This window comes from Marinomonas sp. HM11-D (assembly GCF_057626615.1).
Genome location: NZ_JBMMKT010000018.1, coordinates 1 through 22,802, shown reverse-complemented (window position 1 = coordinate 22,802; position 22,802 = coordinate 1). Strand labels below are relative to the sequence as shown.

General features: G+C 47.5%; 24 protein-coding genes. 3 read left to right on the top strand and 21 right to left on the bottom strand.

Annotated elements, in window-relative coordinates; translation table 11 throughout:
• Window positions 1-58: 58 nt before the first annotated feature.
• The gene (locus tag ACOSVP_RS17160; RefSeq protein WP_487348702.1) at window positions 59-700 is read right to left on the bottom strand and encodes a thiopurine S-methyltransferase; all 642 of its coding nucleotides are present in this window, start codon (window positions 698-700) and stop codon (window positions 59-61) included.
• A gap of 23 nt (window positions 701-723) precedes the next feature.
• On the opposite strand from ACOSVP_RS17160, the gene ACOSVP_RS17155 reads away from it, so the two are divergent.
• A complete protein-coding gene (locus ACOSVP_RS17155; RefSeq protein ID WP_487348701.1) occupies window positions 724-990 on the top strand; it encodes a YbaM family protein in 267 nt (88 codons plus the stop codon).
• Here ACOSVP_RS17155 and ACOSVP_RS17150 read toward each other — a convergent pair.
• From ACOSVP_RS17150 to iscR, 18 genes are all read right to left on the bottom strand, one after another.
• Window positions 941-2,059 carry an enoyl-CoA hydratase/isomerase family protein gene (locus ACOSVP_RS17150; RefSeq protein ID WP_487348700.1) on the bottom strand — a complete coding sequence of 373 codons (1,119 nt, stop codon included), beginning with the start codon at window positions 2,057-2,059 and terminating at the stop codon, window positions 941-943. The genes ACOSVP_RS17155 and ACOSVP_RS17150 overlap by 50 nt on opposite strands.
• A gap of 167 nt (window positions 2,060-2,226) precedes the next feature.
• Window positions 2,227-3,564: a ribosome biogenesis GTPase Der gene (der, locus tag ACOSVP_RS17145; protein WP_487348699.1), complete on the bottom strand. Its 1,338-nt coding sequence runs from the start codon at window positions 3,562-3,564 to the stop codon at window positions 2,227-2,229.
• A gap of 97 nt (window positions 3,565-3,661) precedes the next feature.
• On the bottom strand, window positions 3,662-4,792 hold the full coding sequence (bamB, locus tag ACOSVP_RS17140) for an outer membrane protein assembly factor BamB (protein WP_487348698.1): 1,131 nt from the start codon (window positions 4,790-4,792) through the stop codon (window positions 3,662-3,664).
• A gap of 6 nt (window positions 4,793-4,798) precedes the next feature.
• Window positions 4,799-5,440 (bottom strand): YfgM family protein, encoded by a 642-nt coding sequence (locus ACOSVP_RS17135; protein WP_487348697.1) that lies wholly within the window; start codon window positions 5,438-5,440, stop codon window positions 4,799-4,801.
• 43 nt (window positions 5,441-5,483) lie between these two features.
• Complete coding sequence (gene hisS / locus ACOSVP_RS17130; RefSeq protein ID WP_487348696.1) at window positions 5,484-6,764, bottom strand: histidine--tRNA ligase; 1,281 nt, start codon at window positions 6,762-6,764, stop codon at window positions 5,484-5,486.
• A gap of 11 nt (window positions 6,765-6,775) precedes the next feature.
• Entirely contained in the window at window positions 6,776-7,888 is a 1,113-nt protein-coding gene (ispG, locus tag ACOSVP_RS17125) for a flavodoxin-dependent (E)-4-hydroxy-3-methylbut-2-enyl-diphosphate synthase (protein WP_487348695.1), read from the bottom strand.
• Window positions 7,889-7,896: 8 nt separating this feature from the next.
• Window positions 7,897-8,901: a RodZ domain-containing protein gene (locus ACOSVP_RS17120; RefSeq protein ID WP_487348694.1), complete on the bottom strand. Its 1,005-nt coding sequence runs from the start codon at window positions 8,899-8,901 to the stop codon at window positions 7,897-7,899.
• A 309-nt stretch (window positions 8,902-9,210) separates the two neighbouring features.
• The gene (rlmN, locus tag ACOSVP_RS17115) at window positions 9,211-10,326 is read right to left on the bottom strand and encodes a dual-specificity RNA methyltransferase RlmN (RefSeq protein WP_487348693.1); all 1,116 of its coding nucleotides are present in this window, start codon (window positions 10,324-10,326) and stop codon (window positions 9,211-9,213) included.
• 154 nt (window positions 10,327-10,480) lie between these two features.
• Complete coding sequence (gene ndk, locus ACOSVP_RS17110; RefSeq protein ID WP_055463348.1) at window positions 10,481-10,888, bottom strand: nucleoside-diphosphate kinase; 408 nt, start codon at window positions 10,886-10,888, stop codon at window positions 10,481-10,483.
• A gap of 155 nt (window positions 10,889-11,043) precedes the next feature.
• The gene (locus tag ACOSVP_RS17105; RefSeq protein ID WP_487348692.1) at window positions 11,044-12,195 is read right to left on the bottom strand and encodes an IscS subfamily cysteine desulfurase; all 1,152 of its coding nucleotides are present in this window, start codon (window positions 12,193-12,195) and stop codon (window positions 11,044-11,046) included.
• A 41-nt stretch (window positions 12,196-12,236) separates the two neighbouring features.
• Window positions 12,237-12,662 carry a SufE family protein gene (locus tag ACOSVP_RS17100; protein ID WP_487348691.1) on the bottom strand — a complete coding sequence of 142 codons (426 nt, stop codon included), beginning with the start codon at window positions 12,660-12,662 and terminating at the stop codon, window positions 12,237-12,239.
• Between the two features lie 115 nt (window positions 12,663-12,777).
• Window positions 12,778-13,308, bottom strand: coding sequence for a putative Fe-S cluster assembly protein SufT (sufT, locus tag ACOSVP_RS17095; protein ID WP_487348690.1), 531 nt, complete (start codon window positions 13,306-13,308; stop codon window positions 12,778-12,780).
• 4 nt (window positions 13,309-13,312) lie between these two features.
• The gene (locus tag ACOSVP_RS17090; protein ID WP_487348689.1) at window positions 13,313-13,666 is read right to left on the bottom strand and encodes a HesB/IscA family protein; all 354 of its coding nucleotides are present in this window, start codon (window positions 13,664-13,666) and stop codon (window positions 13,313-13,315) included.
• A gap of 8 nt (window positions 13,667-13,674) precedes the next feature.
• On the bottom strand, window positions 13,675-14,892 hold the full coding sequence (locus ACOSVP_RS17085; protein ID WP_487348688.1) for an aminotransferase class V-fold PLP-dependent enzyme: 1,218 nt from the start codon (window positions 14,890-14,892) through the stop codon (window positions 13,675-13,677).
• Between the two features lie 11 nt (window positions 14,893-14,903).
• Window positions 14,904-16,127 carry a Fe-S cluster assembly protein SufD gene (gene sufD, locus ACOSVP_RS17080; protein ID WP_487348687.1) on the bottom strand — a complete coding sequence of 408 codons (1,224 nt, stop codon included), beginning with the start codon at window positions 16,125-16,127 and terminating at the stop codon, window positions 14,904-14,906.
• Between the two features lie 2 nt (window positions 16,128-16,129).
• Window positions 16,130-16,915, bottom strand: a complete 786-nt coding sequence (sufC, locus tag ACOSVP_RS17075; protein WP_487348686.1) for a Fe-S cluster assembly ATPase SufC — start codon at window positions 16,913-16,915, stop codon at window positions 16,130-16,132.
• A gap of 19 nt (window positions 16,916-16,934) precedes the next feature.
• Entirely contained in the window at window positions 16,935-18,371 is a 1,437-nt protein-coding gene (gene sufB / locus ACOSVP_RS17070; protein ID WP_487348685.1) for a Fe-S cluster assembly protein SufB, read from the bottom strand.
• Window positions 18,372-18,421: 50 nt separating this feature from the next.
• Window positions 18,422-18,913, bottom strand: coding sequence for a Fe-S cluster assembly transcriptional regulator IscR (iscR, locus tag ACOSVP_RS17065; protein WP_487348684.1), 492 nt, complete (start codon window positions 18,911-18,913; stop codon window positions 18,422-18,424).
• A gap of 234 nt (window positions 18,914-19,147) precedes the next feature.
• Between iscR and ACOSVP_RS17060 the strand changes: the two genes are divergently transcribed.
• The gene (locus tag ACOSVP_RS17060) at window positions 19,148-19,711 is read left to right on the top strand and encodes a hypothetical protein (RefSeq protein ID WP_487348683.1); all 564 of its coding nucleotides are present in this window, start codon (window positions 19,148-19,150) and stop codon (window positions 19,709-19,711) included.
• A gap of 33 nt (window positions 19,712-19,744) precedes the next feature.
• On the opposite strand, the gene ACOSVP_RS17055 is transcribed toward ACOSVP_RS17060, so the two are convergent.
• Window positions 19,745-20,641 carry a DMT family transporter gene (locus tag ACOSVP_RS17055; protein WP_487348682.1) on the bottom strand — a complete coding sequence of 299 codons (897 nt, stop codon included), beginning with the start codon at window positions 20,639-20,641 and terminating at the stop codon, window positions 19,745-19,747.
• A 109-nt stretch (window positions 20,642-20,750) separates the two neighbouring features.
• Here ACOSVP_RS17055 and ACOSVP_RS17050 point away from each other — a divergent pair, with 109 nt between their 5' ends.
• Window positions 20,751-21,701, top strand: a complete 951-nt coding sequence (locus ACOSVP_RS17050; RefSeq protein ID WP_487348681.1) for a LysR substrate-binding domain-containing protein — start codon at window positions 20,751-20,753, stop codon at window positions 21,699-21,701.
• Here ACOSVP_RS17050 and ACOSVP_RS17045 read toward each other — a convergent pair.
• Window positions 21,670-22,326 (bottom strand): hypothetical protein, encoded by a 657-nt coding sequence (locus tag ACOSVP_RS17045; RefSeq protein WP_487348680.1) that lies wholly within the window; start codon window positions 22,324-22,326, stop codon window positions 21,670-21,672. The two genes, ACOSVP_RS17050 and ACOSVP_RS17045, sit on opposite strands and share 32 nt — an antisense overlap.
• Window positions 22,327-22,802 lie beyond the last annotated feature (476 nt).

Below are 22,802 nucleotides of genomic sequence, written 5' to 3'. Positions count from 1 at the left end.
AATCTGGAATCGTTGATGCGCCTATTATCCCAGAAAATTAGTCAGGTATATAGGGATATTATTGACTGGTAATACGCCAAACAGTTTCCTCGTAAAAGGTACGATCCAAACCTTGATAACGCTCGTCCACTTGTAGCAGATCTTCACTGGCCACTTTATGGATCCACTCGCCCCACAACTCGCTGACTTCAAAATCTAATACAGAGAACGGTGGTCCCGCCTGATCGCCATCGTAGCTAAGGGTAATCAGTAACAAAGACGCCTGTGGCGATAAACGTTGTTTGGTATGCAACACATACTGTTCACGTTTTTCTTCTGGCATCGCTACCAAGGCCGCACGATCATAGCAGGCATCAAAGCCAGTTTCGTCAAAGTCGAAGTAGTCCCCTTCCACGATACGCAGCGGCAAATCATTTGCACTGTGAACTTTAACATTGCCCACTTGCTCCGTATGGTAGGTCAAATCGTTATCACCGAAAAACTGCACCACCGCCATCGGCGATAGTTCTACGCCTGTGACCGCATATCCTTGATTGGCCAACCACAATAAATCCGCTGACTTGCCACACAATGGCACCAACACTTTGGCACCACGGGGCACTTGCGGCCAGTATTTTACCAACCAAGGGTTCACTTCATCACGATGGAAGCCAATGCGTCCTGACTGCCAACGTTCCAACCAAAATTCATTTGTAACCACGTGCACCTCAAGGATGTGTTAACATGCTGCTCAATAGGACAGGTCGTCCTGTTGTAAGAAAAGCTTATACCAATTACATGACAGCAAATATGCAGAATAAATCCATGTCATTAGATGCCGCTCCAGACCATATCAAACTAGCCGTCGACCTTATTGCCTTGCTAGAAGAAAATAACATCCCGAACGACACTGCCATTGCTGCGTTAAAAATAGTGTTAAAAGATTACCAACAAAAAGCCACTAGCTCGACTGACATGAGTGCAACTCAGTCAACGTCGGCGCAGGATTAAAGTAGCTGGCCAGAGACTCTTTCGGTACTTCAATCACATTACTGTGTTGCCAAACGGGCTTTTGGTCTTTATCCACCAACAGTGCTCTAACGCCCTCACAGAAATCGCCGTGTACACTGATATTAACGGAAAGCGTCGTTTCACGCTCAAACACCGCAGCTAAGGTTTGTCCTTTGCCCCAGCTAAGTTGCTCCAGAATCAAGCATGCGGATAATGGGCTGCCTTTGAGAAAGTTATCTCTTGCCGCCATCAGCGCTGGACTGTCATTCTGATAACTCTTTAAAGAATGGTAGATATTGACGATATCGCCACTCATCAGTTTTTCTAGTTCTTTTTCATGGGAAATCAGTTCAGGCTTTAACAGCGGCAGATCATCAGACATGGTAAAGCCATGCAAGACCCGTTCAATATGCTGAACAACGTGCTCATGACTGTTGTCCTCTAGGGTACCAGCCGCCAGTTGATCAACTAATTCTAGGTAAGCTTCGTCACAAATATAATGGGTCGCCAAACCAAGCTCACAGGCATCGGTAGCGTTTACCTGATAAGCGGTTAAAGCAAGAAAGCGGGCAAAATGCTCGGGCAGTTGATTGAGGAAATAGCTGGCGCCCACATCGGGGTACAAGCCTATTTTAATCTCCGGCATGGCCAGACGCGAGGATGGCATCACCAGTCGATAGCGTGCAGCCATAAAGAGCCCCATGCCACCGCCCATCACATAACCGTGGCCCCAGCAAATAACCGGTTTACGGTATTCTTGAATCAGCTGATCGAGCTGATACTCGCGACCAAAATATTGCAAACTAAAGGCGCCTTGATCATTTTGCTCTGCAATCGAGCGGTACACATCCACCACATTACCGCCAGCGCAAAAGCCTTTCGCACCATCGCCTTCGATCAGTATGGCCACCACGTAAGGATCTTCCTGCCAGGCTTGCAGCTGCTGCAACATCGCCTCGATCATCTCAAGGGATAAGGCATTTAAAGTACGCGCCGAATTCAAGCGAATGCGACCCAGCGTAAAATGGCTGGCAAAAGGCAGAGAAGAAAATTCTACCGAGTGAGTCATAAGCGCTCCGTTATTATTGTTCTTAGTCTAAGTTCGTCCTATTGTTGTTTCAAAGTAGCGGAACTGAGCGGCTGGAACAATAGTTTTAAGACGAATGTCGAGTAGAGGCAAAAAAGCCCCGTTTGATGCGACTCAAACGGGGCTTTTAAAAGACTTAACCAATTTGCTTAGCGATTTGGCGCAAATGGGTTGTCCGAAGACTTAAATTCAAACGAAATCGGCGTACCAGTAATGTTCAGCACAGTACGGAATTTGTTTTCTAGGTAACGCTTGTAGCTACCTGGCAAAGAATCCGTTTGGTTACCGTGCACCACGATACGTGGAGGGTTGGAGCCCCCTTGGTGAGCGTAACGTAGTTTGATACGACGACCTTTCACCATTGGTGGTTGGTGCTCGGTTACCGCATCTTCTAGAATACGCGTCAGACGGTTAGTCGACCATTTCGCGTAACACGACTCGTAAGTTTCTTCGATGGTGTCGTACAAATCACCTACACCGGTACCGTGTAGTGCCGAAATGTAGTGCACTTTAGCGTAAGGAACGAAGCCAAGACGACGCTCAACTTCTTTCTTGATGTGCTCACGATCTTCTTTCTTAAGACCATCCCACTTGTTGATCGCAATCACCAAACCACGGCCCGCATCCAGTACGTAGCCGATCATGTGCAGATCTTGCTCTACTAGGTCTTCGTGAGAATCGATCACACAAATCACTACGTTCGCATCTTGGATCGCTTGCAAGGTCTTCACAATCGAGAATTTCTCAACCGCTTCTTTCACATGCTTACGACGACGCACACCTGCAGTATCGATCAGGGTGTAATCTTTGTCATGGCGTTTGTAAGGGATGTAGACACTGTCACGTGTGGTGCCTGGCATGTCGTATACCACAACACGCTCTTCACCCAACATACGGTTAACCAGCGTCGACTTACCCACGTTTGGACGGCCAACCACACCAATACGGATACCTTTGGCATTGAACTCGATTTGCTCACGCATTTCCGCAATGCGATCCGCAAACAACTCCATGACCGTATCAATCAGTGCGCGTACACCTTTACCGTGGGCCGCAGCCAATGGGTACAACTCACCCATACCTAGGGAGTAGAAGTCCGCTAAAGCGATGTCTTCATTGATACCGTCGGTTTTGTTGACCACCAAGTAAACCGGCTTTTCAGAGCGGCGTAGGTGGTTAGCAATCATTTCATCCGCTGGGTTCAAGCCGTGACGACCGTCTACTAGGAACAGTACCGCGTCCGCTTCTTCAATCGCAAGCAATGACTGACGCGCCATTTTCTCGTCGATGCCCTGTTCGTCACCACTGATACCGCCGGTATCAATAACGATAAATTCATGCTCACCCGCTTTACCATCACCGTACTTACGATCACGTGTAAGACCTGGGTAATCTGCTACCAATGCATCACGAGAGCGTGTTAGCTGGTTAAACAGGGTAGATTTTCCAACATTGGGTCGACCGACCAATGCAATAACTGGGATCATTTTTTCAACCTATAAAAATACAAAGTGGCTGCTACGCCTTTTGAGCGAAGCAGCCTCTTCAAAAATTGCTTTGAGCGTTCGCTCGAGACGACGTCTACTACCAATAGTGTAACGCGGTCACATTCGCAGTTGGCGTAAGTATAAACAATTGTTCATCGTTCGACACCATGCGACTGCCTGCCGGACGCTTAGAATCGGCTAAAGTCCACGCTTCTGCTTCACCAGAGGTACGATTTAGCAAGTGCACCCAACCGCCGCGATCCAATACGGCCACATAATCCTTATAAAATACAGGGGATACTAGATCACGATCTTTCAAAGAATCGTTTTCCCACAGTGTTGAACCATTACGTGCGTTCAAGCTGTACACCACGTTATTTTGATCGACTACCGCCAACTCATTACCTTTCACCGCCACACTCACGGCGCTGGAAATATTACGTTGCCAAACAGGACGGCCGGTCTGCAGCGCTAACGCTGTGACGGTGCCATTGTATGCTACGGAGTAAACCAAACCATTCGCCACCGCAAAACGCGCACTCACGTCAGACAGACGCTCGATTTCGTAACGACCTTCCGGTTTACCGACGGCATATTCCCAAATCTGATCACCGGTTTGCAGGTTATAAGCTTTCACTTTACCCGTGGCAAAACCAGCAATTACTTTACCATCCACAATCACTGGCGCTGTGGTACCACGTACCGTCAAGGCTGGTAAATCTTCTTTGTCGCGCCACAAGGTATTACCATTGGCAGCATCCATCACCGTCAACCAACCATCACCCGTGATCGCCGCGACTCGACCTTGACCGTTACCGGTTTCCGATAAGATCTCAGAGGTTAGGGATTTGCTCCATAGCACTTTCTTGTCCGCTAATGACACCGCCACTAGCTCACCATCGTAGGTACCAAAGAAGACATTATCGCCGTCTCGAGCAACCCCTGCACTTGGATGAAAGTCAGTTTTCACGTGTACCAACTGGCCACCAGAAGATTGCTCTAGTTCATACACATCACCACGATTGGTCACCAACGTCAGGCTGTCATCTTGAGCAACCATATTGAAGGTTTCCGTCTGTTCACCGGCCTGACCGTTAACCTTGGTACGCCAATGAGCATCGAAGTACACTTGCTGGTCAATTCCAGCCGGTGGCGGTAACAATCGAGTTGAACAACCCTGTAGCAATGCAGCACTAACAACGGCTGCCGCGATCATTGGCTTCCACATAGTTAACTAGCCCTTCACCAGATCTTTCAGTTTGATCTCTAATAGAGGGTGCTGCGCACCTTCTCCCATTGCCGCTGACGCACTTTGGTAAGCTTCACGCGCTTCGTCACGCTTACCTTGGGCCAACAGAATGTCGCCACGTAGTTCTTCAACTTGACCAGTAAATTCAGTTTGCTTCACTGCATTTAAAGTCGTTAACGCTGCGTCGTATTTTTCCTGCTCTGCTTGTAGGCGAGCGATACGAATGTTCGCAACTGCATCAAACGAAGCATCTTCTGACTTCTCAACCACAGTCGATAAGGCATTAACCGCCGCATCGTAGTTGCCTGCTTGAGCGTCGATACGCGCCACGAACAACTGCCCAAACATGGCATAGCCAGTGTCGTCGTAATCGTCCGCTAATTGCTGAGCAATAAAACGCACGGTTTTCTGGTTTTCTTCTTTCTCCAGATCTGACGCCGCTTCGGTCAAATTCTGGTACAATGAAGACGCTTCCGCTAGATGGTTCGCTTGGCTGGTTTTCCATGTTTGGAAACCAAAATAGCCACCGACACCCACGGCTACCGCTAATACCAGCGAAGTACCGTTTTTCTTCCACCACGCTTTAAACGCTTCGATTTGTTCTTCTTCAGTCTTTACTTCAGACACACTGTGTTCCTCATAATCCTATTGCGAACGGCTGTGCTCAATATTAACCGTTAAGCTTTTCCAACAAGCTTGCGACCAACGCATCATTTGCGCAAGATGTCTGTTCACCTGTCTGCATGTCTTTTACTTGTACCACGCCTTCTGCGACTTCCGTTTCACCTAGAATTAGGGTAAAACGCGCGCCAGATTTGTCGGCTTTCTTCATTTGATTCTTGAAGTTACCACCACCACAATGACGTAGTACGGTCCAACCTTGGCCGGCATTACGTAACGCTTCGGCCACAACAAACGATTGAAGTTCCGCAGCATCACCAAAGCTCACCACAAAAATGTCAGTGGTGTCTTTCGCTTCAGCTGGGATGAGCTCAAGGGTTTCTAGCAACAACACTAGACGCTCAACCCCCATAGCAAAACCCACAGCAGGGGTAGCACGACCACCTAGCTGCTCGACTAGACCATCATAACGGCCACCAGCACACACCGTTGCCTGTGCGCCTAGGTGAGAGGTCACCCACTCAAATACGGTTTTGCCGTAGTAATCTAGACCACGTACCAGCTTGCGGTTAATCACAAAGGGGACATCGTTAGCAGTCAAGATCGCTTGCAAGCGTTCGAAGTGCTCGCGTGATTCGTCATCGATGTAATCTTCTAAACTTGGCGCATTGGCCAACACTTTCTGCGTTGCTTCGTCCTTTGAGTCCAAAATACGCAACGGGTTGGTCGTCAAACGACGCTGGCTGTCTTCGTCTAGCTGATCTTTAAATTCCGTTAGGTATTCCACCAAAGCTGCTTTGAAGGCTTCACGAGCCGCCGCCACACCAATGGTGTTCAACTGCAACTCAACGTGCTCAAGCAAGCCTAGCTTCTTCCATAGGCGAGCTGTCAGAATAATCAATTCCGCATCGATATCCGGCGTTGCCATCCCAAACGATTCCACACCAATCTGGTGGAACTGGCGGTAACGACCTTTTTGCGGGCGTTCGTAACGGAACATTGGGCCAACGTACCAAAGACGCTGTGTTTGATTAAACAGCAAACCAGCTTGGTCGGCGGCACGTACACAGCTTGCGGTACCTTCAGGACGCAGAGTTAAAGACTCACCGTTACGGTCATCAAAGGTGTACATTTCTTTTTCAACGATGTCCGTTGTTTCACCCACGCCACGTTTGAACAATTCGGTATGTTCAACGATCGGGAAACGGATCTGCTGATAACCGTAGCCACTAACCACTTCAGTAACTGTTTTTTCTAGGTACTGCCAAACTGATGATTGGCCCGGCAGAATGTCATTCATTCCGCGAATTGCTTGTACTTTACGACCCACTATTCGTGCCCTTATGACTTAGCGATAAGATTGGATTCTTCTTTTTCTTTGGCAGCGGCTTTTTCTCGAATCATGCGTTCAAGATCGTCTACCAAGGTTTCGTTTTTAACTTTTGTATTCGGTTTACCGTCTAGGTAGACCAAGTTGTTTGGTGAGCCACCAGCAAGACCTAGATCTGCTTCTTTCGCTTCACCTGGACCGTTTACTACACAGCCGATCACGGCAACGTCCATAGAGACCTTGATGTCTTCTAGGCGCTCTTCCAATTCGTTCATGGTTTTCACCACATCGAAGTTCTGACGCGAGCAACTTGGGCAAGCGATGAAGTTGATACCACGGTTACGCAGTTTCAAACTACGCAACATGTCCCAACCGACTTTGACTTCTTGCACCGGATCCGCCGCCAACGACACGCGAAGTGTGTCACCAATGCCATCCATCAACAGCAAGCCTAAACCGATGGACGATTTTACCGTACCGGAACGGAAACCACCCGCCTCGGTGATACCCAAATGCAGCGGGTTATCAATTTGTGAGGCAATTTTACGGTAGGCTTCGACCGTCATGAAGATATCAGACGCTTTTAGACTCAGTTTGAATTCTTGGAAATCCAACGCATCAAAGTATTCGATCTGACGAAACGCCGATTCCACTAGCGCGTCTGGCGTTGGCTCACCGTATTTCTTCTGCAGGTCTTTTTCTAAAGAACCAGCGTTAACGCCAATACGGATCGGAATGTTTTTATCACGAGCACAATCCACCACCGCACGAACACGGTCTTTGTTGCCGATGTTACCTGGGTTAATGCGAAGACAATCAACACCGTACTCAGCAACTTTCAACGCGATTTTGTAATCGAAGTGAATATCGGCCACTAACGGCACTGATACTTGCTCACGAATGGCTTTGAATGCTTCCGCAGCGTCCATAGAAGGCACAGATACGCGAACAATGTCAGCGCCCGCGTCTTGGATAGCGCGAATTTGTGCAACAGTAGCGGCCACATCACAGGTTTCTGTGTTGGTCATACTCTGCACACTGATAGGTGCACCGCCACCAACCGGTACATTACCAACCATGATTTGACGGGATTGGCGGCGTTTAATAGGCGATTCGAAATGCATGCTTATCTCTATTTAAGCTCAAATCGAGCTAGGTCTTTGCGTACGTAAGATGAGAAGTTAAACACTTCTCCCTTGTAAATTAATTTAGACACACCAGGTGCGTAACCTAGGGTTACTCGATAAGGTGCTTGGCCATCTAATTCAAGGCTAGAGCCCGCAGATTTTACGCCAGAAAATAAAATTCGGCCTGAGCCATCACGAATCTCAGTCCAGCAGTTGGCGGCAAATTGCACCACGATGTCATGACTAACAATGGCTGGCGCGGGTGTTTCTGCCACACTCACTTCAGGCAAGACGTCAGATTCACGGGTGGCTTCTTCCACTTGTTCAGGGTCTACACCCGCATCTTCCAATAATGCAATGGTTTCTGCAGACAGTCCCGTCACCACATCGGTGTCGGTCTCTTGGCCTGACTCGTTCATGCTGTCAGCTAACGCGGCAAAATCGATGTCCGTTTCCTGTGACGCAGGCTCTGCATCAGACTCGCTTTGCGCGGCAATAAGTGTTTCTAGATTAGACTCGGCTTCGCTGATCTCTGCTTGTGTATTCTCGTCACTCATTTGCTCTTGCGCTGCCGCAGTGGTCTCTTCAGTCTCCGAAGACTGAGACGGCCACCAGAACACGACAAAGGCAATAATGGCGATGATGATCACAGAGACAATAATGAAGATAGGATCTCGTCCAGACGTTTGCACCTCGACATTATCCACTGGACGTAGATTACTTTCTTTAACCGATTGCTGCTGGTCAAAGGCCTCTAAGACAGGATGGTGATCTAAGCCTAATAGTCGGCAGTAACTTTTCAGATAACCACGGGCAAAGGTCGCCGAGCGAAAACGATCAAAAGCACCGTCTTCAAGGGCATAAACACTGTCGATAGAAAGCTTTAATTGTGTAGCCACTTGACGCTCATCCAGCGCCAAGCTTAGACGTTTCGCTCGAAGAACTTGGCCAATCGCTAAGTTCTGTTTACCTGATTCGGGAGCGATATCCATCTCTAATTCGGTTGTCATGGTATTACCTTGGTATAGCAGGCTGAAAGCGCTGAGCTACCCAAATGTAGGTCATTACCGAGCAATGGAACGCAGCGGTAGACAAAACGGTAGCGTAACCAGTCCAATGTAGCGGACCTAAAATGCCTGAAATTAATAAAAAACGCTTTCTTTTATTCGCTCTGTATTAAATCAAGATTGCGCCCGCCCAGCAAACCTATCACGTGAAAATGATGAAAATCTTTTCTATCAACGGCAAGTTTTTGAGTGAATCTGACGTATTGCTGACATCACACCCATACGTCAGAGCATTTTTGGCCAAAAACAGACTTATTCTGAGACTTCACGAAGCTCGATGTATTTTTGTGAACGACGTGTCTTATCTAAGAAGTCCCCCACCAATTGGCCACAAGCCGCATCGATATCATCGCCACGGGTAGTACGTACCGTAACTGTGTAACCATCATCCGCCAAAATCTTTTGGAAACGGCGCGTTTGGTTATTCGATGGTTTCTCGTAACCAGAGTGCGGGAACGGGTTAAATGGAATCAAGTTGATCTTACATTCCAAGTTTTCTAGTAGCTTAGACAATTCACGCGCATGCTCTTCTTGGTCATTCACGCCCGCCATCACCGTGTATTCAATGGTGATATGACGCTTATCTGGCAAGTTATCTAGGTAGAACTGACACGCTTCTAAAAGCTCTTCGATTGGGTACTTTTTGTTGATCGGCACCAACTCGTTACGCAGCGCATTGTTCGGCGCATGCAGAGAAATCGCCAACGACACATCGGTACGTTTTACCAAGTCGTAAATACGTGGCACGACACCAGAGGTACTCAAGGTCACACGACGCTTCGACAAACCGTAGGCATTGTCGTGCATCATCAAAGTCATGGCATCAACAACAGGTTCGAAGTTCATCAATGGCTCACCCATACCCATCATCACCACGTTGGTCACGCGGCGTGGGCCATTTGGGTCCATTGGGCCAAAGGACTTGATTGCAATCCAAACCTGACCAATGATTTCCGCAGCCGTTAGATTACGGTTAAAGCCCTGCTTACCAGTCGAACAGAAACTACAGTCCAACGAACAGCCTACCTGAGATGAGACACAAAGCGTCGCACGATCACCATCTGGAATCAAAACCGCTTCGACGCAGTTGTTTTGACCACCTTCGGTACGAATGATCCACTTACGTGTGCCATCGGTAGAAATGTTCTGGGACACGATTTCCGGTGCGCGGATTTCGCAGATATTTTCCAACTTAGCGCGCAACTTCTTACTAACATCCGTCATTTCCTCGAAGGACTCAGCGCCCTTCTGATGAATCCACTTCATCACTTGGGTTGCGCGGAATTTCTTTTCACCGATCGACTCAAAGAATTCAATGAGCTTATCTGGCGAAAGGCCTAGTAGGTTTACTTTTTGGGTGTCAGTCATAGGTATTCAATCGTTTCGCTTAAAGCGTTAAGTGTAGACAAAAAAGCTTCTGAAAAGGGATTACGCTTTTCAGAAGCCTCTGCAAAGAAGCGGGCCATAGGCCCGCTCCCTCTAAACCATCTTTTCTAAATTGAAAAGGTAGGCCTTAAATCAATTACTTACCGAAGAAGTAAGCAACTTCACGTGCAGCAGACTCAACAGAGTCAGAACCGTGAACAGCGTTCGCATCGATAGACTCAGCGTAGTCAGCACGTAGAGTGCCAGCTGCTGCTTCTTTAGGGTTAGTCGCACCCATTAGTTCACGGTGACGTAGAACTGCGCCTTCGCCTTCAAGAACAGATACTACAACTGGACCAGAAGTCATGAATGCAACTAGGTCTTTGTAGAATGGACGCTCTTTGTGCTCAGCGTAGAAACCACCAGCTAGCTCGTCGTCTAGTTGAATCATTTTAGCTTCAACGATTTTCAGACCAGCACGCTCGAAACGAGAGTAGATTTCACCGATTACGTTTTTAGCAACAGCATCTGGCTTGATGATAGATAGAGTGCGTTCTAGCGCCATGTTAAACTCCAAATTTGAATTTCAATGGTCAGGCGATATTGCATGACCGACTAATAACTTTAAGCGTGCGGATTATACGCATGTCTTTATGAAATTTGTATGTATCCACGGCGTTTTTTTAAGGTAAAACGCGAAAATACGCGTTTTTAAACAATTCACATACCACGCAACTGAGTCACGGCATTTTTCACCGTTTCAATGACGAAATCGATCTCTTCATCTGTGGTAAAGCGCCCTACTGACATACGCAAAGACGCATGGGCCAACTCATCCGACAAACCAATGGCACGTAATACATAAGATGGCTCTAGGCTAGCTGAGGTACAGGCAGAACCAGAAGACAGCGCCACATCCGCTAGCGACATCAACAAGACTTCGCCTTCCACACCATCGAAACCGACATTGATCACACCCGCCACACGATTTTTAGAATCGCCATTTAGGTGCACTCCCGGCATTTCAGATAGTCCCAGCCACAACTTTTCACGCAGGGTCGTAATACGCTCGCAATCCGCTTGCATGTCCGCTTTTGCAATAGCAAAGGCTTCCCCCATCCCCACAATTTGGTGGGTCGGCAAGGTGCCAGAACGCATACCGCGCTCATGACCACCGCCGTGCATTTGCGCTTCCAGCTTCACCTTCGGCGAGCGACGCACATACAAGGCACCAATGCCTTTTGGACCGTAAGTTTTATGGGCCGTCAAAGACATCAGATCAACGTTCATGGCATTGACATCAATCGCTACTTTACCAGTGGTTTGCGCGGCGTCCACATGCAGGTAAATGCCGCGAGCACGGGTTTCTTTACCAATCGCAGCAATGTCCGTTACTACACCCAGCTCGTTATTGCCGTGCATCAGAGACACCAAAATAGTGTCTTCGCGCAGCGCGGCAATGACGCTATCCACGGTGATTTCACCGTGAGCGTTTGGCTGCAAGTAAGTCACTTCAAAACCTTCTTTCTCAAGCTGGCGACAAGGATCTAACACCGCTTTGTGTTCAATCATTGAGGTCACAATATGACGACCTTTAAGCTTATTGGCTTCAGCTACACCTTTAATGGCTAGGTTGTTCGCTTCAGTTGCCCCCGAGGTCCAAACGATCTCCCGAGCATCCGCCTCGATCAGTTCCGCGACCTGCAAACGTGCATCTTCCACCGCTTCTTCAGCACGCCAACCAAACAGGTGTGAGCGTGATGCAGGGTTGCCGAAGTTGCCGTCTTGAGTAAGACATTGCATCATTTTTTCCGCGACACGAGGATCAACCGGTGTGGTCGCTGAGTTGTCGAGGTAAACAGGTGTTTGCATGGGAACTCTCCGAGGTAACGCAGATTTAAAAGTAACGCGAATTAAACAGATGCTTTAGCGATGGCTTGTACACGACCCACGATTGAACGTAGACCATTGCCACGGGTCGGGCTCAGGTGACGCTCTAGATCCAACTCTGAGAAATACGCATCAATGTCGAATGCTAAGATCTCGGCTGGCGTCTTGTCATTGTAAGCTGCCATCACTAGACCAAGTAGGCCACGCACAATCACGGCATCGCTGTCGACGGCAAAGGTCAGCACTTCACCTTTTACGGAATCCTGCGCACTACCCGGCTGAATCCAAACATTGCTTTGACAGCCTTTTACTAGACGCTCTGGCGTACGCCAAGCGTCGTCAAACTCAGGCAGAGATTTACCTAAGTCGATAATGTATTTGTACTTCTCTTCCCAATCATCAAAGAAAGTAATGTCGTCGATAATCTCTTCTGGTGTCGGTAAAGACATAACGCCTCGCTGAATTAAATAGTGCAATAGATGGAACGGCACAAAAAGAAACGGCCAATGGTCGAAACATTGGCCGTCGGGTATTGTAGTCGATTTTGTACGGGAACTGTATGCGTTAGAAGAACAAGCCCGCTTCAAGCTGCGCTTCTTCACTCATCATTTCACGCGACCATGGCGGATCAAATACCAATTCCACATGGACATTGGCCACGTTCGGCACTTTCGCCACGCGGTATTTCACATCACTGACCAGTACTGGCCCCATACCACACCCCGGTGCAGTCAAGGTCATTTGAATGGCCACTTGCTTTTCGGCTTGATCCACAGAGACATTGTAAACCAACCCCAAAGACACCAAACTGATCGGGATCTCAGGATCGTAGACACTGTCCAACGCCTGCCATACTTGGTCTTCAACGATTTGACCGGAACCATCATCGCTAAAGCTTAATACTTCTGGCTCTTGACCAATAGCATCCGCATCCGTGCCATCAATGCGCAGCATGTTGCCTTGAAAAGTCACCGTGTAGTTACCACCCAACGCTTGGTTGATGGTAATAAACTGACCTTCTGGAATGCTGGTGTGCTCACCACTTGGAACTCGACGCGCTGGACACTCGCGCTGAGTGACGACCATTTTCTGCATGCTATTAATTCACACTAAAGCTTTCGCCGCAGCCGCATTCCGCAACCACATTGGGGTTATTAAATTTTACGACTTGGTTAATGCCTTCACGCACCAAGTCAATCTCTGTGCCTTTTAGCAAAGTCAGAGACTCATCGTCAATCGCCAGCTTCACACCATCAAAGTCGATGATAGCATCGCCATCGTGTGCCGCAGCAACGATATCAAGCACGTAAGCATAACCGGTACAGCCACTTTCTTTGGTGCTTAGACGCACTAGACTGCCTTCGCTTTGCGCTTTCAGTTTTGTTGCAAAGAACTTACGTGCCGCATCGGTCATGGTGACCGTTTGATTCGGATCGAATGTTTCTGTCGACATAATGCCTCCTAAGCCAACATCATGTGAACTTTTTTCAACGCTTTGAAGAACTGTTCAACTTCTTCAATCGTGTTGTAAATCGAGAATGACATACGCGCAGTACCTGGCACACCAAAGCGCGCCATCAACGGCTGCGCACAGTGATCACCGGTACGAATCGCTACACCTTGGCGATCCAATAAGAAGCCGATATCTGCTGGATGACCATGATCCAACACAAAGCTGAATGCGCCCACTTTGTCTTCCGCTTCACCAATCATACGCAGGCCATCGAAGTCTTTGGCAAGCTCTGTGGCACGCGCCATCAAAGCTTTCTCATGAGCAGCCACTTCAGCATGATCAAATTCACTGAACCAACGAATCGCTTCACCTAGAGCAATGGCGTCACCGACATTCGGTGTACCCGCCTCAAGACGGTATGGCAATACGTTCCAAGTCGCATCTTGTAAGGTCACAGTGGAGATCATCTCACCACCGGTTTGCCACACAGGCCAATCCGCTAGCAACTCTTCTTTCCCCCACAGCGCACCAACGCCCATTGGACCGTAGATTTTATGCCCTGAAAAGGCGTAAAAATCACAACCAATATCCTGAACATCAACATTACCGTGAGCGATACCTTGAGCACCATCAACAGACACCCAAGCACCGAATTTCTTCGCTTGCTCAGTCATCCATTTAATTGGATTCACAGTACCTAGAGAGTTCGATACATGCGGGAACGCGACCAGCTTGGTATTTTCATTTAACAATGAAACGTACACATCTAAGTCTAGCTCGCCTTTATCGGTGACTGGCACAGTACGCAGTGTTGCACCAGCGGCTTTACAAGCTTGCTGCCAAGTCACGATGTTGGCATGGTGTTCCATGCCCGTCACGATGACTTCGTCAGTACTTTTCAGTAGCTTCGCCAAACCGCTGGCCACCATATTGATGCCTTCGGTCGTGCCTGAAGTCCAAATCACTTCTTCACGCTTAGGCGCGTTAATGAAGTCTTTGATGATGTCGCGTGCGTTTTCAAACTTGCGCGTGGCTTCATCCGCTAGACGGTGCGCGCCACGGTGAACGTTTGAGTTGTACTGCGTGTAGTACTCCACTAGCGCATCAATGACACACTGCGGCTTCTGGGTCGTCGCCGCGTTATCAAGATAGATAAGAGGATTGCCATCGATTTCGCGTTTTAAAATGGGAAACTGCTCGCGAATAGCAGCGACATCAAGACTCATGGACTTCTCGCTTATTTCACTTCCATCTGAGCAAATCGGTCACGAATAATCGGACGCACCCATTCCGCCAATTCTGCAGTTGGCATCTGGTCGATCAACTCATTAATAAAACCAAAGCTCAACATTAGCTGCGCTTGGGAACGACTAACACCGCGTGTTTGCAGGTAGTACAGAGCTTTACGGTCGATTTCCGCAATGGTTGCGCCGTGGGCACAACGAACATCGTCGGCGTAGATTTCAAGCTCAGGCTTAGTATTGATTTCCGCCTTGTTCGACATCAACAAGTTGCGGTTATTTAGCTCAGCCAACGTTTTCTGTGCATCACGGTGAATATGGATACGACCGTTGAATACCGCACGACTGCTATCACCAGCAATACCACGAACGTTTTCTTCCGTGGTACAGTTTGGTACCGCGTGCTCAACGTTAGCGTGCAAGTCAAACAGCTCTTTGCCATCTAGCAAGTAAATCGCATTTAGCTTTGCTTCAGCCTTTTCACCAGCATAAATAATATCTGTGTCGATACGCTGAAGATCACTACCAAAACCAATGATGCTACTGTTTAACGTCGCTTTCTCAAGCAGTTTAAAGTGGCTACCACCAATGGCAACGTTATCACCTGCCTGTAGCGCAAAACGGTAATGTTCAAGGCTTGCTTCGGCACCGATTTGGTACTCTGTGTAAGCCGTGGTTAGGGACGCCCCCTGACCTTCTGCATTTTCAACCACTTTAAGTGATGAACCAGCTTTCAGATCAACCACGACACGGATATGACCTTGTGCACCATTGCTTAGTAGGTTGTTGATACGTAGTAGTTTTTCTACCGCAACGCCTTCCGCAACCGTTACCACAGCCACATCTGCTGCCAGCACATCGTTCACCAGACCAAATACATGACGCTCAGGCTTGATCGTGGCGAACAAGCTTGACTCTTGCATTTCAATCGTAAGACCTTCTGGCAGCTCTTCAGGAAGAGACACCAACTGGCCATCGACAAATGTCAGTTCAAGGAACTCAAGACCTTCAACCACAACCGGTTCAAGCTCAGGAGATTCTTCCTTGAAGACGGCCGCACTACGCTCTACTGCACGCAGCGGTGTGTACTTCCACGCTTCAGTTTTACGCGTTGGCCATTTAATCTCTTTTAGAAGCGCAAGCGAGGCCGCTCGCTGGTCTTCAAAACCATCTTGAATGCTGTCGGCACGAGCGATGGCTTGTTGTAACCATTCACTCATGATTAATCCTCTAGTTCGTCTTCTGTTGGCTCAGTTTGTAGCCAAGAGTAACCTTGCTCTTCCAACTCTTTCGCTAGTGACGCATCACCGCTCTTAACGATTTTACCGTCTGCTAGCACGTGTACGAAGTCAGGCTTGATGTAGTCCAATAGACGCTGGTAGTGCGTTACAACGATGAAGCTACGCTCAGGAGAACGCTGGCTGTTAACACCGTTTGCTACCACTTGCATAGCGTCGATATCTAGACCTGAGTCGGTTTCGTCAAGAATACAAAGTTTTGGCTGAAGCAAAATCATCTGCATGATTTCGTTACGTTTTTTCTCACCGCCAGAGAAGCCTTCGTTGACACCACGCTTCAGGAATGACACTGGCAAGTTCACTTGTTTGCACGCCTCTTTAGCTAGCTTCAAGAACTCAGCCGACGTTAGTGTTTCCTCACCACGTGCTTGACGCTGCGCGTCAACCGCTACTTTCAAGAACTCAAGGTTGCTCACACCAGGGATTTCAACTGGGTATTGGAACGCAAGGAATAGACCCGCACGCGCGCGATCTTCTACTTCCATTTCAAGTAGATCTTTACCGTCTAGAGTGACCGAGCCGCTGTCAACTTCGTAGCCATCACGGCCTGAAAGTACGTAACCTGTAGTCGATTTACCAGCGCCGTTCGGGCCCATGATGGCATGAACTTCACCTGGTTTAATGTCTAGGTTGAGACCTTTGAGAATGTTTTTTTCTTCTACACTTGCGTGCAAATCTTTGATCGATAACAAAGTGTTTTCGTTTGACATGTTCAATGGGTTCCTCAACCTAACCAACAGAGCCTTCAAGGCTAATTTCGAGAAGTTTGCCTGCTTCTACGGCAAACTCCATAGGGAGTTCTTTAAAGACTTCCTTACAGAAGCCGTTTACGATCATAGAGACCGCTTTTTCTGGATCTACGCCACGCTGACGGCACAAGAACATTTGGTCGTCGCTTACTTTAGACGTGGTCGCTTCGTGCTCTACGATCGCCGATGGGTTACGGCTTTCTACGTATGGGAATGTGTGGGCACCACACTGATCACCGATCAGCAGCGAGTCACATTGAGTGAAGTTACGCGCACCTTCTGCACCTGGGTTCATACGAACTAGGCCGCGGTAAGAGTTGTTACTTTTACCGGCAGAAATACCTTTGGAGATGATCGTTGACTTAGTGTTCTTACCGATGTGAATCATCTTGGTGCCGGTGTCCGCTTGCTGACGGCCACGTGTCAGCGCCACTGAGTAGAACTCACCGACACTATTATCACCTTTTAGAACACAGCTTGGGTATTTCCAAGTCACAGAAGAACCTGTCTCTACCTGTGTCCAAGAGATCTTGGCATTGGTATGACACACACCACGCTTAGTTACGAAGTTGTAAATACCACCTTTACCTTCTTCGTCACCTGGGTACCAGTTCTGTACTGTTGAGTATTTGATTTCCGCATTATCCATGGCAACCAACTCAACCACCGCTGCGTGCAATTGGTTTTCATCACGCTGAGGTGCGGTACAGCCCTCTAGGTAGCTTACGTAAGAACCTTCATCCGCGATGATTAGAGTACGTTCGAACTGACCAGTGTTTTGTTCGTTGATACGGAAGTACGTCGACAACTCCATTGGGCAGCGCGTGCCTTTTGGAATGTAAACAAATGAACCATCTGTGAAGACAGCGCAGTTCAATGCTGCAAAGTAGTTATCTTTAGTAGGTACAACGCTACCAAGGTACTGCTTCACTAGATCAGGGTATTTGTGCAGAGCTTCTGAGATTGGGCAGAAGATAACGCCCGCTTCTTCCAGCTTGTCACGGAAAGTGGTTACAACTGAAACAGAGTCAAAGACTGCATCCACCGCAATACCCGCCAGCATCTGCTGTTCCACCAGTGGGATACCCAACTTCTCGTAAGTACGTAGTAGCTCTGGGTCTACTTCGTCTAGAGACTTTGGCTTGTCTTTCATACTCTTTGGAGCTGAGTAGTAAGACACCGCTTGGTAGTCGATCTTAGGGTAGGATACATGAGCCCAATCAGGCTCTTCCATTTCTTGCCAAACACGAAACGCATTGAGACGCCATTCCAGCATCCACTCAGGTTCACCTTTGACTTCAGAGATTCGGCGAATCACATCCTCATCGAGACCAGGCTCGAAGGTTTCTGATTCTACGGCAGAAACGAAGCCCGCTTCGTATTCTCGAGCTAACGCCTTATCAATCTGCTCAGTCATATTAGAAACTCACTCATTCTTCCAGGGTAACACCCTGCTAGTTGTGTTCGTTAACCGATGATGGCTGCAGAGATCTTCCCTTGGGAAGTAGCAGCCGACATCTTGCTGTCTTTATTTTGTCGTTCAGCCACCAGCCGAACATCTTGGCGCTTGACCAGATTTTCAAGACTAATTTCACTTAGAAAATCATGGATCTGATTACTCAGGTCACACCATAGATGATGTGTTAGACAGGTATGTCCACCTTGGCAATCACTGCGACCTTGGCAGCCAGTTGCATCAACGGATTCATTCACCGCATCGACAATCTGCGCCACAAAGATTTCGCTACGGTCGCGACTTAGACGGTATCCACCACCCGGTCCCCTGACACTGATCACAAGTTGACGCTTTCTCAACTTAGCGAACAGTTGTTCCAAGTAGGATAAGGAGATACCTTGGCGACTGGAAATATCTGAGAGCGACACAGGCCCATTGTCTGTGTGCAGAGCCAGATCAAGCATTGCAGTTACCGCGTAACGACCTTTTGTTGTTAAGCGCATAAACTTTCCACTTACATGCTATTGGATATCCTTGATCATACAAAAACCTACTATTTTGATCAAGTATTTACCCGACTAGTTTAGTAGGTTATTAGCACTGACTCAGATTATGCGGTATTTTAAGGGCAACCATGCTAAAACTGAATAAATTCCAGCATATTTGTTGTTATATCTTTATGGTTTTATCCGATACGTATAATAAGTAACCAACTTTCCAGCGACTAAGGAGCCGTCATGAGTAAGTTAGCGGAAAATAAAGAACAAACAGAACATTCTGACAATGGCAAAAAGACCAAGCTCAACTTACCAATTGGCCTAATTTTGGGGTTCTTATTGTGCTTTTTGCTCAGCGTAGCGGCCTCTTCAGGCATCACTTACTACTTGGTTACCTCTAGCAACCCGAGCGAACTGATCTTTGATCAACAATCTGAGGTAGATACTCAGCTTGCGGCAATGCGCCAAAGTATAGAACAGCAAAATACCACCTTAAGTGCTATTAACGCCGAAAACGAAACCCTTAAAACCTATCTACGCCACAGCAGCGCAACCGCTTTAAAAAACATCCTGATTAATCAAGAAGAAAACATTCAAGCCTATCTTTCAGTGATGCGACAGGCGATTGGCGATCTCGGCGAGCTGGTGCCACGAAGCTCTGAGTGGGAAACCACCTACCAATATCAAATGGATTTAGCCCTGAAGGCCAGCATGGAACGCACCACCTTACTGAATCTACTCAAAACTGGGGAGCCACCAGAGCAAATGGCACCAGTGCCAGCCCAATCCACCAACAACCAATAAAGAAAAGCCCGACTTGAAATCGGGCTTTTCTTGTTATGCTTCCGCAACAGCGTCTATCTGTAAACTTGCTCGCTTTTTCGCTCGCTCGGCCAAAATATCTTTGCGGCCAATATAAAGAAGTGGCACTACAATCAACACAGCTCCCAGCACCAAGCTCATATCAACACTTTCACCAAACACCACAAAGCCCGCTAAGATCGCAAACAACAGACCAGAGTATTCTGCTGAACTCACTTGGCTCGATGCCACGTAGCGGTACCCCACTAAGCAACCTAGGCTATACAACACCGAACAAATAGAGGAACCGAACGCCAAGCCTAGCTGCTGCCAAGACAGTGCACTGCCCTCCCAATACGCAAGCGCAGCAGCCAATGGCAAGGCACACATTTGCGCCACAAATAAGCCATGCATCGCCCCCTGACCTTGCGGCATTTTGCGCACCAGCAGACTATTTACAGCCAACACAAACGCAAAGCCCAATGCACTTACCATCCCCCAACCAATGTAACTTGGCTTAAGAATCACTAGCACCCCTAGAAACCCCGAGATAGCTGCAAAAAGCACCGTTTTTGTCAGCTTTTCACGGAAAAACACGACCGCCAATAGAATAATAAAGATCGGCGCTGTGTAGAAAATAGCATTAGCGGTCGCCAAAGGAAGCTGCGATAGAGAAATGACCAGCAATACAGAGGTCAGCACCCATAAGTTACCGCGCAGTATATGTAACTTCAGCCCCGCCAACGGATTTGCTGATCGCTGCCACAATACAAACGGTGCCAACACCAGACACATAAACAGCACACGATAAAAGGTAAATTGAAATACCGCCTCATTTGCGTTGGCTAATTTAATCAACACATCACAAATGGTCGCCATCAAATTTCCAAGCACCAACACCAAAATCGCACTACTAACGCTTCTTCCAGACACCGCAAAACTTCCTCAACAAGAGATGTAACTGGCGCGCAGTATAGGGCCTCTATAAAATCCAATAAAATGATATAATCCTACTTAGTATTAGTTTTTTAGATCAGAAGTTATGAACCTACCACCACTAAAATCACTCCCTGTTTTCGAAGCTGTAGCGCGCTTAAACAGCTTTTCCCAAGCCGCTAATGAGCTACATATCACTCAAAGTGCTGTCTCCCATCACATCAAAGCATTAGAGGACTATTTGGGCGAACAGCTGTTTATTCGATCTGGTAGAAAGCTGGAGCTTACGGTTGAAGGACGTCAGTATTTAGACAATATCACTGGTTCTTTAAATCAAATTGCCCGAGCAACAGAAAACGTAAAAGGCATCACCGAGACCAAGTTAAGGCTGGCGGTGTACAGCTCATTTGCGGTGTATTGGCTAATTCCACGACTACCTAAACTGAAACGCCAGCACCCAAACCTCGACTTAACCATTGAAATGACTTTTTCCGAACCCGAGCTTTCGGATCGTGTGGCAGATTGCTTTATTACGGTTGAAAACGAGAAACGCGGCTTTGAGTTTGATTGGTTTTATACCGAGCGGCTATTCCCAGTCTGTAGCCAAAGCTTTTATCAAGATCTGCTTTCAGAGCTCGGCGTTGCAACGACAGAAGAACTAGAGGCATTACTGAAACAGCAGCCAGAAGCACTCGCTCAGTTCCCGTTAATCACTTCTTACAGCATGTATGAACGCTATGCAGAGGACTGGAATCGATGGTATTTGGAACAGAATAGATCTCTACCGGAAGGGATTAACTTTCATCGCTTTAGTCATTTGATGCTGGCTCACGAAGCAGCCGCGCACTCCTTAGGAATCGCTTTAGTAAATGACTATATGTTTAACGAAACTGCGCCAGGGGATGGCTTGATTAAGCTGCCTTGTGCAGCACACAACGCACAAGACAGCTTTTATATTGCCTACAAGCATAGTAGGCGACACGAGCCAGCATTAACTCAACTGAGAAACTGGCTGCGCAATGAACTTAACGAGCTAACTCAACCTTTGCATAATTAGCTTTAGCTGCCACTGCAGAGGTTTTGCGCTCTTTTGCTGCCGCTAGTACAAAGAATAGTAACTCCGTGGCTGCAATCATAACGATACTGTAGCCCAGCAGCTCTGTACCTTCTTCGACAATATTTTTTACCGTACGAACGTAGGCATCACCCGTTACACTCTGCCAAAAACTAGTACGACCAAACATACGAGAAAACGCTAAAATGATGACTAGACCTGTGGTTACAAAACCAAAGCTTGAAGTATGAGAAAAACGCTTCAACGACTCATAACTCTCTTTCACTTGGTTACGTAGCGAGAAGACCGTTAGAATAATCACAGCACCAACAATTACCTGCCACGCACCGTCGAACACAAGAGTATCTAACAGAGAATCAGACTCGCGTACAAACATCATAAACATCAATGCACTAAGAAGAATACAGGCCTGACGTAGAGGCTTAGAAAGATAAGCACACACCATAAAAGTTAGAGCACTGGAGAAAGTAAACAGATCCTGCAGATGCTCAGTAAGCGAAGACTCACCATACTCAGCCGCCGTACCAAACTGGAATGCTTCCAAAGCGATGCACTGTGCAATCCCTGCTAATGCCAACAAATAAATTAAACCACGTAAAACAAACATCAGATCACCTAACAGACTTTTATTAAGGTTATGTTAAGAAATCTTAAGATTCAGAGAAATACTTCTACTGGCTATTCCTAAATAGATGTCATTAAGCAAAATACGTGCATTTGTAAGGATTGTGACAGTAGTGTTCACCAACAATCTTAAGGAATAAAAAAGCAAACACCTGATATAGACGCTGAAGCGATGTGTTCTTATTTTTTACTTTTAAGAAAATAAGCTGCGAAGCATTGGCTTTTAATGGATCAGAGCCAAGACCGTCCATCAGGAATGCAAATCTGAATCGCCGTCAGGAGACAGCTCGTACGACCCAACTGCGCTCGGGGAGAAAATGCTTTGATTATTTCAGGGGTCAGATCTCTCAACAGTAGGCAGTGGTTGGAAGCTGGTGTACGTACAGGGTTTTCTATTCACCCTTTGCTATTAGGCTGAGCATTTCCGACAGACGTAAAAAAGCCCTGACCGCATTAGCG